Source organism: Mesobacillus sp., from assembly GCF_057785455.1.
Genome location: NZ_JBYNSB010000017.1, coordinates 23,208 through 37,215, shown reverse-complemented (window position 1 = coordinate 37,215; position 14,008 = coordinate 23,208). Strand labels below are relative to the sequence as shown.

The following is a 14,008-nucleotide window of genomic DNA, read 5'->3' as shown; positions in this document are numbered from 1 at the left end:
AGATAGTCTTTAGAGGTTCGAAATATAAAAATTTCCCAAGGGAGAGGGTGAAAAGTATGGGGAAGAATAAGCCATTTATTGTAAGTGCCATTCTAATCATTACTTTAGTATTTATGGTTTTGATGACAGTTAGAATCGAAAATAAGGCGGTCGATGTATCAGGAGATGTGCCTGATACTGAAAGTGCTGAAAATGAAACCGATTCCAAACCTGAAGTGTTAGATCCAATTGCCCCAGCCTTTACTGGAGCAGATTTGACAGCGGTGCCAAATGAAAATTGGTTCGCAAATGGCGGGAGTGTATATAATCAACGTTACTCTACGCTAGACGAAATCAACACATCTAATGTGGCAAACTTAAAAGGAAAATGGGTAACCCATCTTGGTTCTGGTCTGGAATTTAAATACTCTGGTGAGTCCAGTCCGATTGTCTATAACGGTGTCATGTATGTTAATACAGGTGCCCATGAAGTTTCTGCACTGGATGTAAAAACGGGAGAGGTTCTTTGGACCTACAAGCCTGACCTTCCACCATTGGAAACGGTCTGCTGCGGCTGGACGAGTCGAGGTGTTGGGATTGGAGATGGACTTATTTATGTAGGATTATTAGATGCAAGATTAGTCGCACTCGATCAGAAAACGGGCGAGATCGTATGGGAGACAAGAGTTGAAGATTGGAAAAAAGGTTACACGATCACAAGTGCTCCGCTTTATTATAATGGCAAAGTATATACTGGTTTAGCAGGCGGTGAATATGGCATTCGCGGAAGGCTTACTGCCTTTGACGCGAAGACTGGAAAAGAGCTTTGGAGGTTTTATACAATTCCGGGACCTGGGGAAATCGGACATGATTCATGGCCAAGTGATAATGATTCATGGAAACGGGGCGGGGCGCCAGTATGGCAAACCCCAGCAGTCGACCCTGAACTGGGAACCCTTTATTTCTCAACAGGAAACGCAGCACCTGATTTAGATGGAAGTACAAGAAAAGGAGATAATTTATTCGCAGCCTCCATAGTAGCTATTGATGCGGAAACGGGCGCTTATAAATGGCACTTCCAAGAAGTCCATCATGATATTTGGGATCTGGACGCACCAAATCCGGTCGTTCTTTTTGATGTAACGATTGATGGAAAGGAAAGAAAGGCTCTTGGCCAGGCAGGGAAAACCGGTTGGGTTTATTTCTTAGACCGCACAAACGGGGAGCCGTTGATCGGTATTAATGAAACTCCTGTACCGCAGGATGAAAGACAAGCGACCTCTCCTACCCAGCCGATTCCTGTCGGGGATTCCTTTGTTCCTCAAATTGTAACCAAAGAGGATATAGAAAAGGATCTGCCTAAGTATGGAGGAACATATGGAAAGATATTCGACCCATTTTGGGATGAAGCTTTACTGTTAAAACCATCTGCATTTGGCGGGGCTAACTGGCCACCATCAGCCTATAACCAGGAGACTGAATTGTTTTATGTCCTCGGAACTGATATGTATATGAATTTCACTAGAAGTGAAGAGGAATATGAAGAAGGTGAAATGTACATTGGAAGTATTATAGCCCCTGTGAATGAAGCACCCGTTAGAGGGACGATCACAGCACTAGATGTTAAAACGAACAAAATCGTTTGGCAGCAGGTATGGGATGCTATGGCTTACAGTGGAGTCTTAACCACTAAAGGCGGATTAGTTTTTGTTGGGCATAATGATGGAAGGCTCATCGCTTTCGATGCTAAAACGGGTAAGCAAGTTTGGGAATTCCAAACAGATGCAGGAGTCAATGCACCTCCTGTCACCTATGAAGTGGACGGAGTACAATATATATCCGTTCTTGTTGCAGGTAACTCATTAGCAGGTTCAAAACATGGCGACTCCCTATGGACCTTTGCTCTTGACGGAGATATTGCATCAGGGGAAGTCGCAGCTGGAGGCGATACGAATACAGATGACGACAGCGGCAAAGAAGTGGCTGCTAATGCAGAAGAAGGCCTAAAGATATATGAAGGAAATTGTTTAGCCTGTCATGGCAAAGGAGGGGAAGACGGGCATAATGGTCCTAACCTTAAATTAAGTGATGTGACAAGTGATGCCCAAAAAGTCATTGACCGAGTGAAAAAGGGCGGAACGACCATGCCAGCTTTTGAAAACATATTGACCGAGGAGCAAATCAATAATGTTGCTGCTTATATTACTGAGGTAGTAGCTAAAGATGAATAACGAAACATTGTGAGGAGGATACCACAAACGGGGAAATATCGATATCGTTACCATATGATATTTTCTAAAAAGGACAGGGCAATTCGCTCTGTCCTTTTATTAGGACTAATCTAAAACGATTCAATCAAACAGCAATTTAAGCTATAATGTAAATTCAAGGGGGTGCTTACATATGGAGAATCATATAAGATTGTCTGGTACTTCTTCCACTCATGCAAAGCCTATTATTGGAAAGGCGATACTTTGCATGGGGCGAAACATTTAGATTATCGCTAACTAATACTTGGGCTTTGCACCTTATTTTTTCTCACTATCAAAATAAGGGAGCGGGCAAAATTGAAGTATATTAATGCAAATAAAGTTTTACCTGACAATTTAATCGTGGAAATCCAAAAGTATGTTCAGGGGGAAACCATTTATATTCCAAAGCAGGAAACGGAATATCGTCGGTGGGGAAGTTCAAGCGGAGGCAGACGTCTGCTTGACCGCCGCAATGCCGCAATTAGAGATTCCTTTATTAATGGCAGCAGTATCCGGCAGCTCGCTGAAGAGTATTACCTTTCACCTGAAACGATTAAGAAAATTATTTATTCACATAAAAAGTAGTTAACTGCACTGATGAAAATCAATCATCAGTGCTTTTTTATGTAAAAAACGTTTCTAAATCATTTTATCCACTTTAGTAGTGTGCTGCATTTATTAAAATAAGAGTAAAGGCATGCAGCAAAACGATTGGAGATAGAGATGATGACCGAAAAATTCATTAAAAATGAGCAGTTCAATTTTATAAAAAAACAAATTGATATAATTAAGGATAGCGTAAGAAAGAATGTACCAGCGCACATTTTGGCAGCGGTAATTGACTTAGCCAATGCTAAGATTTTGGACCTCTTTCCTAATGCAGAATCGGAACAACAAGAGATGCTGGATTTATCCAGACTTAAAACAGATCACGAATATGAGCAGTATATCCGGCGCCTTTCTTCCTTTTTGCTTCCTTTTCCAAAAATCACTGAACAGCAGCTCAAAAAGATGTTTCCGAAGCAAAAAAAATTAAAGCTGCCTGACTTAGCAAATATGGATTGCGGCCAGTTAACTTATTTAAGCTGGAACGACCTAAGATCGAATAAAAAGTTTATCGTTTATGAGCTTGATGGAAAACCGGTTGGCATTGAATGTGAATTTACAACGACTAGTAAGAAGAATATTTGTTCCTTCTGTAATTGTTATGGTGACGTAGTCTATTTCTCTACTGTAACAAAAGCGAAAAAAATGAAAAATCCGGATTATTACAAGGCCATTGGCAATCTTATTTGTGCCGACAGCAGCGAATGTAATAAAAAAATAACCAATGTCGACTATTTAACAGCTTTTTTAAAAGATTCGCTTGGAATATGAAATTCAAGTCATGTCCAGCTTCCTTTTTATCATGGAGTCTAAAACTGTTGACTTGTTTTACTAGTTGGGTAATAAACGAACAGCACTCCCGATTTGATCGAGGGGTGCTGTTTTGTCTTGCTTAATATTCTCCTTTAATTAAAAAAAACGAGCCCCGAATGGTTCCAGCCAGTTTAGACTTCCTCTTAGCAAACTTAAACTTTCCTTCTAACTCCTTAGGAACCTCCATCCCCTCAGAAAGCTTAAAACCAACCGCTCGCTTCTTAGGATCATCAACCGTATACATGACATTGATGCCAAGGCCATCCTCATAAAAGACGAAGGTCCATTGGATATTTTCCACTTGAAAACGCGACGTTTCTAAAGGTTTGGCCGCAAATACAAGATTGCGTTCCTTTTTTAAGATCTGATTCACATATTCAAGGGTCTCCTGACTTTCACTTGCTGGGACGACAGTAAATTCATGCTTATATTTGTTCATAAAGTAACGGGCTTCATTAGCGCGTAAACCAGCAAGCGCATCAACTACAGGTGAAGACTCTAAACCAATTGTGGATACATTTTTAAAATCAACGATATAGGACATTTCCATCCCGCCTTTTCTTTATTTCCTGCCAACTGGATTCCACATTTCACCGAAATCTAAGTATGAAGTATGGCTTTTTTTCGGATAATGACTTTATTATAAAAGCAGGAATTATAAAAAAAAAACAAAATATCGATATTATTTAAATATAGAACGTAATGTTAAGGATTCCGAGTCATTGGCGTCAGAAAGGAGACGGAAATGATAAAAAACGAATTAATGAGTATGTTAGAATCACGAAAAGAAGAAATGATCCAAATCCGCAGGCATTTACATGAAAATCCTGAAGTATCCTTCAAGGAAGAGAAAACAGCTCAGTACATTGCGGATTTTTATAAAGGTAAGGATGTTGTGATCCAGACGGATGTTGGAAATGGTCATGGCATTATCGTGACGATTAACGGCGGTAAGCCTGGAAGAACCATTGGTCTTCGGGCTGACTTTGATGCATTGCCAATTACAGAAGAAGCAGATGTACCATTTAAGTCGAAGAATGAAGGAGTCATGCATGCTTGTGCACATGATGGACATACGGCTTATATGTTGGTTTTAGCTGATTGCTTGATCAAATTAAAAGATTCCATACCAGGTACGATTAAAGTCATTCACCAGCATGCTGAAGAGGTTCCCCCTGGTGGAGCAAAAAGTATTGTCGACTCTGGCTTGCTTGACGACTTGGATGCGATTTATGGCATCCATTTGCTGCCGATGGGACCTGCGGGAACAGTTGGTTATCATGCTGGCTACTCTTTTAATGGACGGGCATACATGAATTTGAAAGTGCAAGGCAGGGGCGGACATGGTTCCTCTCCTCACCTGGCGAACGATGCTATTGTGGCCGCTGCGCATTTTGTTACAGCTGCGCAAACGATTATCAGCCGCAGATTAAGCCCATTCGAAATAGGCGTGATTACCATCGGATCTTTTGATGGGAAAGGCACATTCAATGTAATCAAGGACAGCGTAGAGCTTGAAGGCGATATTCGCTATATGGCAATCGAAACAAAGGAAAAGATTGAGAGAGAAGTTAAACGGATTGTTAGGGGAATTGAAGAGGAGTTTGACGTAAAATGTGAGCTTACCTATACTCCAGACTATCCGCCATTATACAACGACCCCGCGCTAACAGCTAAGGTAGCGGAGAGTTTGCGCAGCATGGATGACAAGGATATTAAAGAAGTGAAGGAATTTCCGGCAATGTCTCCATCAGAGGATTTTGCCTATTACGCAGAAAAAATCCCTGCCTGCTTCTTTTTCATTGCATGTACACCAAAGGGAGTAGAGAATCCATATTTCAACCATCATCCAAAATTCGATATCGATGAAGATGCCCTCCTGGTCGCCGCAAAAGCAGTTGGCCAGGTTGTATGCAGTTACTACGGAATAGACTGAAGCACGGGGACGTTTCTTGTGCTTCCATTAATTTTGGAAGCAAGGGAAACGTCCCCATGCTTCCAAGAGAGGGGATGAGGATAATCGGTATATTTGATAAATTCAGGAAAAGGAAAAAGAAAGATTATATAAAGGATATTATTGCTGCGCTGAATTGTGATTGCTCGATCATTGAGGAGAATAGTGTTGATGACGTGATGGCCAGGTATCATCAAGCTCTCATGGAAGGGGAAAAAGAAGGGTGTACACCATTGATCATCATCCCTTCTGAAATGTTGTTAGAGGCCTTCAATAAAGAGGATGATGAAGAATGCATCATCGATCATCGGGAATCAATCATAGCAAAAGCGAAGGAGATTGATGTAAGCGAGTTGTTAAAGAACAGGCTTGATGAGGTCATGCCTATTGAAGAGGATGAGGATTATGATATCACTGGCGAGTTTACAATAGAAGAACAGAAAAACGATTTTCTATCAATCGAAGAAAACGTCAATGAGAAAATCATTCTCGCAAAAATCCCAACGGATAAACCCTGGGAAGCAGCTGCCTGGGTTCCGATGGGCGGTTTTAACGAATGTCCGATGCCAGAAGAGCAAGTTGCCGTATTCAAATACTGGTACGAAAAATATGGGGCAGTTCCTGCTCTAGTAAGTTCGGATGTATGGGAACTATTCATTAAGAACCCCCCGAAAACCCAAAAGGAATCAGAACTACTCGCATGGGAACAATTTGGATTTTCTGGTGACATAGTATGGCAAGGAGCAGGAACAGTGAATGCACTAGCTGGTACACTTATTAATTCAACTGTTTGGTATTTTTGGTGGGATTAATAAAGGCAACGTAATCGGAGCGCCAAAGCTGTTGAATTCTAAGTCGACCAGCCTGCTTCTCTGCTTATTGGGTGTGGCAAGCCTGGGCAAACGGATTGGCAAGGATGCCTTAAAGCAAATCCTTCGTTACGCCTTCCATGAAATGAACCTAAATCGAATTGGGCTGGATGTAATTGAATACGATCAGGCTGGCATCCAATTATACAAAAAATGGGATTTATCGCAGAGGGAAGAAAGCGGTCTTCCGTTTACCGTGAAGGAAAATACTATGACATCATTTCCATGGGATTACTGAAGTCGGAATGGAACGGTTCGAATCATTAGTATAATTGGAGTTATGACAGATTTTTTATCTTATAAAACGATTAGATTTGATTAGGGAATAAGGTGATTAATATGGTAATAGAAGAACAGATAGGTAGATGGATAGATCGATACAATGGAAATGGTTATTTGAATGGATCAATATTAATTGCTTCTAAAGAAAATATAATTTTAAACCAAGGGTTTGGGATGGCAAATTGGGAACATAAGGTTCTAAATAAACCAACTACCAAATTCCGTATTGGTTCTCTTACTAAGGCCTTTACTGCCCTTGCCATTTTTCAATTGCATGAAAAGGGAAAATTGAATATAAATGATTGCATCGGTAAGTATCTTCCTAATGTTCCTCAGGGTGAAAAAATTACAATTTATCACTGTTTAACTAACACATCAGGAATTCCTAATTACACAAGTTTCCCTGATTTTTGGTCAAAAACAATGAGACTGCCTTCAACTTTAAATCAACTGATCGATTCATTTATAAACCTTGAATTGAATTTCGAACCCGGAAGCAGATTTGAGTATTCAAACTCAGGATATGCTTTGCTTACTGCTATAATTCAAAAAGTTTCAGGTCTTTCATTTGGAGAGTACATACAGGAAAAAATATGCCAGCCATTGGGAATGTATAATACTGGTTGTGATGACGGTATACAGATCGTTCCGAATCTGGCAACAGGCTATTCATTCTGGGAGAATCCGATTCACCCCGCATATACCGATTTATCATTTCCACTAGGTGCATATGGTTTATATTCCACAACCGAGGATTTATTCATTTGGGATCAGGCACTAAAATCAAACAAAATCCTTAATAAGGAACTAAAAGAGATCATGGTTACTCCAAATAAAGATTCATATGCTTGTGGCTGGATGATATCCGAGTTCCTAAATAGAAAGTGTGAACACCATTTTGGAGACATCAGCGGATTTTTTGGCGATTTTCTTAGATTTGTTGATGAACAAATAACGATCATCTTTTTAAGCAATATGGCAATAACGCCTGTTACCCACTTAACTCAAGAAATCGCTAAACTAATTTTTAAGGAAAAGGTATCAATTCCTCTCCCTCTTGAGAAAATAAGCATGACAAACATAGAAAGCATGACTGGAAGGTATGTAATTGAACATGATAACAATAAAGTATTTGAGATTTCTATAAAACAGGGTGAACTATATCTAACTGTAGCAAAAATGTACGGTGTTTTATATAAATTCAAACTTGTACCAGTCAGTCATAATTCCACTCAGTCAATATTTTTAACAGAAATGATTAATGAGCAAATCATATTCAACTATTCAGCTTCAGGGACAATGGAAGCTATCGAGTATAAAGATTTTCATGGGAAAAAGTATAAAGTTTATAAGGACTTATCTGGTGGTTTATCCAATTAAATTAAGGGGGAACGGACAGACAAAAAGACTGCAGGTAAACTCGGATTTATTTGAGTTTATCTGCAGTCTTTGCTGAACTAATATGTTTCTTTAGGAGTGAACTGTCCAACGCCTTTTAATTCATAGTCGAAAAATTGAAGGATCAGTTCATTTTCCGTTTCGATGCTGTAGTATTTATCAATCTCGGCTTTTCCCCCTTGCAGGATATTCGCAAGGATTGGAGAGAAAAGCGGCAGGTCGGTCAGGCCCAAATGCTTGGCGCCTTTAAAATGAACAGTGATAGCGTCTTTGAATTGTTCATTATCGAGTTTGTTCGCGACATAAGTGGAGTTGCTGTCGAGCTGATCCCAAACATCGTCAGAGTAAATATTGAGCAGCGGGGTCGGGAATGCCTCGCTTTTTGCCACGAAATCGTCCATTTCTTTCTTATAAATAAGATCACTAAAGAACGGAGCATCAATATTTACAACCGCAGAGATATCGTCACGCTCCCTGCCCAGCCAGACACTTGCAGCGCCGCCCATTGAGTGGCCGAATACGCCTATTTTGTCGGTATCGATATGCTGGTAAACGTTGTCAGTGTCACTTTTCGTTTTTGCAAGGATCGTATCAATGACAAAATTCATATCATCTGTCCGCAGCTTCATCCATTTTTGGATAAGTCCATACTCCTGTTCCCTCGTGTAAATGCCATCTTTATTGGCATTGCTGACTTCAAGATTATAATCTGAATTGATCATAGCTTTCTTTCCGTCCACTGAAGAGGTATAAAAGGAATGATAGGGATGATCGATTGATGCGACGATATAACCGTGGCTGGCCAGCTCGTTATAGGTAGAGGCATTGCTTGTTTTTATGCCTGAAGCTCCATGTGAGAACACCAATAGCGGATATGATCCATCCCCTTTTTCAGGATACCAGAATTCCACATTTACGAATCTGTTTTCGCCCGTGTCAGTGAATTCCTCGACACGATTTTTGTCAACGTACGTGTAGGTAGCGGTTGTGACTGAGTAATCGCCCGTCACTTTCGGTGATTCATACTGTGGAAAAATAAGTGCTGGTGCAGCTGTGAATACCAGGGCGAAAAGTATGAAAATCGATTTCCACAAAACAGAAGATGTTTTGTACTGTGGAGTTTTTTTACGGATGAGAGAAATCGTGCTCTTTAAAGCCAGGATAAAAAGAAGAGCGGCAAGCATAACCCAGCGGAAACTCCACTCAATCACCGGTGAAAAGATTAGAATGAAAAAGGCAAAAAAGATGACAATCCGTGACCAATTTTTCATTTTATAATGGTTTTTCTTTGTGATTAAACTGTAGGCTGCAAAAGAAATTTCAACAATCAACACAAACAATAAGATTAAAGTTCCCATAGCAGTTGCTCCTTTTCAATTTTCTATGAGCTCATCATATTAAACTGCTATAAGGAAGTATATAGAAATTAAGTAAGTTGCATCCACAGGCAAGTAAGTTGCAAAAAAAGCGGTAAGCACTCTGGCTTACCGCAAAATTATCTGTTCCAGGAGAGCTGCTCCAGAAAGTTTATTTAGATTGATTTGAGCTGTCTTTCCTTAATGCCATCAGCTTTTCATTGATTTTTTGGGCTTCTTTTTTATCATTGCGCCATGACAGCAGACGGACAAGGAAGTAAATTATAGCAATTTGCAAAGCGAGAATGATGATATCTGTGGCATTGCTCACAATCTCCAAAACGCTCGCCAGGAAGATCAATAAGACCTCGAGGGCGAAAAAATGAATGATGATCCTTAGTCGCATTTTTTTCTCGCTTAGATCATTGGGAGAATACAAAATCAATCCCGTCAATGCACTTATGAACGAAAAGGCCATAAGGATATAAATCGATTGCAGATCAAATGCCATATCGGGAATATAGATTTGCCGTAAGCTCGTTATGATAATGATGATTAAGGCAAAAATGATCAAGAAATCCTTCATGATTTTTTGCGCAAATTCAGTTAGCTTCATATATAGGCCTCCAGTTACAATCCGAGCATATTTTTCAGGACAGGCACATACTGCCTTGATATGATGGCACGTTCCCCGTTATCAAGCACCGCTTCGAATCTGCCGCTGATGGAAGGGGAAATAGAGGATATCTTCGCTATGTTCAAAATCGTTGATTTGGATGCCCGGAAGCAATTTTTCCCTTTGGTTAAATCCTCTAGCTCATAAAGCTTTTGTTTTACCTCAAACACACTGTCCTTGCAGTACCCGAAAACCTTCCCATCCACCGCCTCGAAATAATAGACGTCAGCAAGCCTAATCCGGTGCACTTCCTCATCCTGATACCCAATAATCAAATGTTGATCAGTCCTCAGCTTATTAATGATCTCATTAACCTCATCATCCACCTCATGACACCGGATCAGAATCTCCTCAGCCAAATCCTTATTAATCTCCTCAATCGAAATCTTCATCTCATCACCCACTGAAGCAAGGGGACGTACCCTGTGCTTCCAATCTCAACTTATCAATGCAAGGGGACGTACCCTGTGCCCAAGATTAAGTATATCTAAATACTTTAATTCGCCGACCTGTACAATAAAACCTCTTTCTTCTAAGGTAGAGATAAACGATGCGGAAGCAAGGGGACGTATCTTCTGCTTCCAGTGAAATTAAAGAATTTTTAAAGCAGGAGATTGTTGAATTCTAATTAGCAACCAGACAACTCACTTTTTTAAAATAATATTGTTTAAAACCCTGAGACACTGGTTAAAATTGGTGAAGGGAATGAAGTGCTGATACATTTCTTATGCCTCAGTCAACTTAATTGGACTAATGGAAGCAACGGGTACGTCCCCCTGCTTCTGTCCTGGTAACGCTTCTTACTTTTTTTATTTACAAAAATAGTCTATAATTATCAGATAATAGTAGATATTTTAATATATCAATCATTATAATAGATATTGAATGGTTTTTTATTTGTGACGGAAATGTTTTTGTGCCTAAGTAAGCGCCCCTTGCTTTCAAACATCTGAGCGGGAGTGCCTACTCCTTTTTTCAAATATAGGGGATAAGGAAGGTTTATAATGAACAGCATACAGAAAAAAACAGACGTTATCTTAATTGGTGCTGGAGTCATGAGCGCGACTTTGGGATCTTTACTTAAAGAATTAGCACCTGATTGGGAAATCAGAGTATTCGAGAAGCTTGCAAGCGCAGGCGAAGAGAGCTCCAACGAATGGAATAATGCCGGAACGGGACATGCGGCATTGTGCGAGCTTAACTATACACCTGAAAAAGCTGACGGCTCTATCGATATCAGCAAAGCCATAAAAGTAAATGAACAGTTTCAGCTTTCAAGACAGTTTTGGTCTTTTCTTGTAAATAAAAATCTGATTGAAAATCCTCATGAATTCATCAGGCCACTTCCACATATGAGCCTGGTTGAAGGGGAAAAGAATGTTACGTTTTTGAAAAATCGTTTTAAAGCGCTTTCAACTGTACCTCTGTTTAAGGGGATGGAATACACCGAGGATCCTGAGAAATTGAAGGAATGGATTCCGCTGATCATGGAAGGCCGTACCTCGAATGACCCGATTGCGGCTACCAAAATCGATTCTGGAACGGACGTAAACTTTGGTGCGTTAACACGCATGTTATTTGACCATTTGAAGCGTAAAGATGTTGAGATAAACTATAACCATAGTGTTAAGGATATTAAACGTACAAGCGATGGCCTGTGGGAATTAAAGGTCCATAATCAAAATACCGGCAATACTGAGTATCACAGTGCAAAATTTGTCTTTATCGGCGGCGGCGGCGGAAGCCTGCATCTGCTGCAAAAAACCGGTATTCCTGAGTCCAAGCATATCGGCGGATTCCCGGTAAGCGGACTATTCATGGTCTGCAAAAACCCTGAGGTGGTGGAACAGCACCATGCTAAGGTCTACGGAAAGGCAAAGGTAGGGGCTCCTCCGATGTCTGTTCCGCATCTTGATACACGATTCATTGATAATAAAAAAGCACTGTTGTTTGGGCCGTTCGCCGGCTTCACACCTAAGTTCTTAAAAACTGGTTCGAACTTGGATTTAATCAGTTCTGTGAAACCAAACAATGTCATTACAATGCTTGCTGCAGGTGTAAAAGAAATGGCATTGACGAAATACTTGATCGAGCAGCTTATGCTTTCGCATGAAAAACGCATGGAAGAATTGCGTGAGTTCATCCCGAGTGCAAAAAGCGAGGATTGGGAAATCGTCGTAGCAGGCCAGCGTGTTCAGGTAATCAAAGACACAGAAGCAGGCAAAGGAACGCTTCAATTCGGTACTGAAGTCGTCAGTGCCGCAGACGGCTCGGTAGCAGCATTACTTGGTGCGTCACCAGGTGCATCAACAGCCGTCCATGTCATGCTTGAAGTGCTGGAGAAGTGCTTCCCAGAAGAAATGTTCAAGTGGAAAGCGAAAATAGAAGAAATGGTTCCTTCTTATGGCGTTTCATTAGTGGACAACCCTGAGCTTTTCCATGAAATTCATGAATCGACTGCAAAGACGCTTGGGTTGAATGAAAAAGTCGTGGTTCATAATTAATATAAAGGATGGCCGCCAATCTTTGATGGGTGGCCATTTTTTGGAGCATTTATTTGTTTGACTTTTATGAAAACGAATTGTAGAGTAAAGTTGAATCGAATAGGAAGACCACTAGGGGAGCCATTACATGGCTGAGACGGGAAGAATCCTGGACCCTTTGAACCTGATCTAGTTCATACTAGCGTAGGAAAGTGGAGTCTGTGCCGGGTAAAAATAATTATTCTGCCGCTCCATTTTTGGAGCGGTTTTTTCGTTGAATCGCTCCATTTAACGTCTTCCCAAAATAACTGATAAAAGGGGAAATGTCCATGAGTTTTTCAGCAGATTTGAGAAGAGAAGCAGAGCCTATTTTTAAGGCGATATTTGAGCATCCATTTGTAAAAGGAATAGCCAATGATGAGCTGTTGCCGGAGCAATTAGTCCACTATATCAAGCAGGATTTTGAATATTTAAGCTCCTTTATTCGAATCTATGGAATTGCCATCTCCAAATGCGAGACTCGCGAAGATATGGAAATGTTCAATAAGCAAATTTCATTCATTTTACACAGCGAAGTACATCCTCATAATAACTTTTGTGAAATTGCTGGGGTTTCATACGATGAGCTGCAAGGTTTTGCATTAGCCCCGGCTGCCCATCAGTACATCCGCCATATGCTCAGCGTTGCCCATGAAGGAACACTGGGTGAAATTTTGGCTGTATTATTGCCTTGCCCCTGGACCTATTGGGAGATAGGGAAAAACCTATTGAATGAAATAAAGCCAGACAGCACCCATCCTTTTTATGAATGGATCAGCTTTTACGGCAGCCGGACAGATAGCATCACTGAAAAATTCTGTGCAAGGCTCGATGAACTTGCTGAGGAAGCCTCTGAAAGAGAAAAGGAAAGAATGAGAGAACACTTTTTGCTGAGCTGTCAGCTTGAATATATGTTTTGGGATATGGCCTATAAGCTGGAAGAGTGGCCTGTACAAATGGAATTAGTGAAAAAGTGACAAGGACAAACGTAAACATTAAGCTTCACTGAATGATTGATATCCGAAAGGCGGTCTCATTCGGACAGGAATAGAGGGAGCAGGACCAAAACTGTCCGAAAGGCGACCTTATTCGGACAGAAATAGAAGGACCAGCCCAAAAACTGTCCGAAAGGCGACCTCATTCGGACAGAAATGGAAGGAGCAGGACCAAAACTGTCCGAAAGGCGACCTTATTCGGACAGAAATGGAAGGAGCAGGACCAAAACTGTCCGAAAGGCGACCTTATTCGGACAGAAAGGGAAGGAGCAGCCCCAAAACTGTCCGAAAGGCGACCTCATTCGGA

Annotated in this window: 13 protein-coding genes and 1 riboswitch; of the genes, 9 read left to right on the top strand and 4 right to left on the bottom strand. The window is 40.8% G+C overall.

Features of this window, described 5'->3' with window-relative positions; translation table 11 throughout:
- Positions 1-56 precede the first annotated feature (56 nt).
- The 3 genes from AC3EBE_RS05855 (at position 57) to AC3EBE_RS05845 (ending at position 3,608) form a co-directional block, all read left to right on the top strand.
- Positions 57-2,210: a PQQ-dependent dehydrogenase, methanol/ethanol family gene (locus tag AC3EBE_RS05855; protein WP_488594085.1), complete on the top strand. Its 2,154-nt coding sequence runs from the start codon at positions 57-59 to the stop codon at positions 2,208-2,210.
- Between the two features lie 336 nt (positions 2,211-2,546).
- On the top strand, positions 2,547-2,816 hold the full coding sequence (locus tag AC3EBE_RS05850; RefSeq protein ID WP_488594084.1) for a CD3324 family protein: 270 nt from the start codon (positions 2,547-2,549) through the stop codon (positions 2,814-2,816).
- Positions 2,817-2,954: 138 nt separating this feature from the next.
- The gene (locus AC3EBE_RS05845; protein ID WP_488594083.1) at positions 2,955-3,608 is read left to right on the top strand and encodes a FusB/FusC family EF-G-binding protein; all 654 of its coding nucleotides are present in this window, start codon (positions 2,955-2,957) and stop codon (positions 3,606-3,608) included.
- 121 nt (positions 3,609-3,729) lie between these two features.
- Here AC3EBE_RS05845 and AC3EBE_RS05840 read toward each other — a convergent pair whose 3' ends face one another.
- Positions 3,730-4,194, bottom strand: coding sequence for a phage tail protein (locus tag AC3EBE_RS05840; protein ID WP_488594082.1), 465 nt, complete (start codon positions 4,192-4,194; stop codon positions 3,730-3,732).
- Between the two features lie 204 nt (positions 4,195-4,398).
- Here AC3EBE_RS05840 and AC3EBE_RS05835 point away from each other — a divergent pair, with 204 nt between their 5' ends.
- The 4 genes from AC3EBE_RS05835 (at position 4,399) to AC3EBE_RS05820 (ending at position 8,135) form a co-directional block, all read left to right on the top strand.
- Positions 4,399-5,586 (top strand): amidohydrolase, encoded by a 1,188-nt coding sequence (locus AC3EBE_RS05835; protein ID WP_488594128.1) that lies wholly within the window; start codon positions 4,399-4,401, stop codon positions 5,584-5,586.
- Between the two features lie 56 nt (positions 5,587-5,642).
- Entirely contained in the window at positions 5,643-6,416 is a 774-nt protein-coding gene (locus AC3EBE_RS05830) for a DUF4253 domain-containing protein (RefSeq protein WP_488594081.1), read from the top strand.
- Positions 6,417-6,447: 31 nt separating this feature from the next.
- Positions 6,448-6,711, top strand: a complete 264-nt coding sequence (locus AC3EBE_RS05825) for a GNAT family N-acetyltransferase (RefSeq protein ID WP_488594080.1) — start codon at positions 6,448-6,450, stop codon at positions 6,709-6,711.
- A gap of 101 nt (positions 6,712-6,812) precedes the next feature.
- Positions 6,813-8,135, top strand: coding sequence for a serine hydrolase domain-containing protein (locus tag AC3EBE_RS05820; RefSeq protein WP_488594079.1), 1,323 nt, complete (start codon positions 6,813-6,815; stop codon positions 8,133-8,135).
- Positions 8,136-8,212: 77 nt separating this feature from the next.
- Here the strand turns inward: AC3EBE_RS05820 and AC3EBE_RS05815 are convergent, their stop codons facing one another.
- From AC3EBE_RS05815 to AC3EBE_RS05805, 3 genes are all read right to left on the bottom strand, one after another.
- The gene (locus AC3EBE_RS05815) at positions 8,213-9,511 is read right to left on the bottom strand and encodes an alpha/beta hydrolase family protein (RefSeq protein WP_488594078.1); all 1,299 of its coding nucleotides are present in this window, start codon (positions 9,509-9,511) and stop codon (positions 8,213-8,215) included.
- Positions 9,512-9,680: 169 nt separating this feature from the next.
- Positions 9,681-10,124, bottom strand: a complete 444-nt coding sequence (locus AC3EBE_RS05810; RefSeq protein ID WP_488594077.1) for a DUF3021 family protein — start codon at positions 10,122-10,124, stop codon at positions 9,681-9,683.
- 14 nt (positions 10,125-10,138) lie between these two features.
- Positions 10,139-10,576, bottom strand: a complete 438-nt coding sequence (locus AC3EBE_RS05805; protein WP_488594076.1) for a LytTR family DNA-binding domain-containing protein — start codon at positions 10,574-10,576, stop codon at positions 10,139-10,141.
- Between the two features lie 612 nt (positions 10,577-11,188).
- Between AC3EBE_RS05805 and AC3EBE_RS05800 the strand changes: the two genes are divergently transcribed.
- Entirely contained in the window at positions 11,189-12,688 is a 1,500-nt protein-coding gene (locus AC3EBE_RS05800; RefSeq protein ID WP_488594075.1) for a malate:quinone oxidoreductase, read from the top strand.
- 103 nt (positions 12,689-12,791) lie between these two features.
- A riboswitch (TPP riboswitch) is annotated at positions 12,792-12,895 on the top strand.
- A gap of 101 nt (positions 12,896-12,996) precedes the next feature.
- The gene (tenA, locus tag AC3EBE_RS05795) at positions 12,997-13,683 is read left to right on the top strand and encodes a thiaminase II (RefSeq protein ID WP_488594074.1); all 687 of its coding nucleotides are present in this window, start codon (positions 12,997-12,999) and stop codon (positions 13,681-13,683) included.
- The last annotated feature ends 325 nt before the right edge of the window (positions 13,684-14,008 follow it).

What these genes read in the sequence shown, in the direction of transcription:
- AC3EBE_RS05855 (WP_488594085.1), top strand. Translation starts at nt 57, where the DNA reads ATGGGGAAGAATAAGCCATTTATTGTAAGTGCCATTCTAATCATTACT.
- AC3EBE_RS05845 (WP_488594083.1), top strand. Translation starts at nt 2,955, where the DNA reads ATGATGACCGAAAAATTCATTAAAAATGAGCAGTTCAATTTTATAAAA.
- AC3EBE_RS05840 (WP_488594082.1), bottom strand. Translation starts at nt 4,194, where the DNA reads ATGTCCTATATCGTTGATTTTAAAAATGTATCCACAATTGGTTTAGAG.
- AC3EBE_RS05830 (WP_488594081.1), top strand. Translation starts at nt 5,643, where the DNA reads ATGCTTCCAAGAGAGGGGATGAGGATAATCGGTATATTTGATAAATTC.
- AC3EBE_RS05820 (WP_488594079.1), top strand. Translation starts at nt 6,813, where the DNA reads ATGGTAATAGAAGAACAGATAGGTAGATGGATAGATCGATACAATGGA.
- AC3EBE_RS05815 (WP_488594078.1), bottom strand. Translation starts at nt 9,511, where the DNA reads ATGGGAACTTTAATCTTATTGTTTGTGTTGATTGTTGAAATTTCTTTT.
- AC3EBE_RS05810 (WP_488594077.1), bottom strand. Translation starts at nt 10,124, where the DNA reads ATGAAGCTAACTGAATTTGCGCAAAAAATCATGAAGGATTTCTTGATC.
- AC3EBE_RS05805 (WP_488594076.1), bottom strand. Translation starts at nt 10,576, where the DNA reads ATGAAGATTTCGATTGAGGAGATTAATAAGGATTTGGCTGAGGAGATT.
- AC3EBE_RS05800 (WP_488594075.1), top strand. Translation starts at nt 11,189, where the DNA reads ATGAACAGCATACAGAAAAAAACAGACGTTATCTTAATTGGTGCTGGA.
- tenA (WP_488594074.1), top strand. Translation starts at nt 12,997, where the DNA reads ATGAGTTTTTCAGCAGATTTGAGAAGAGAAGCAGAGCCTATTTTTAAG.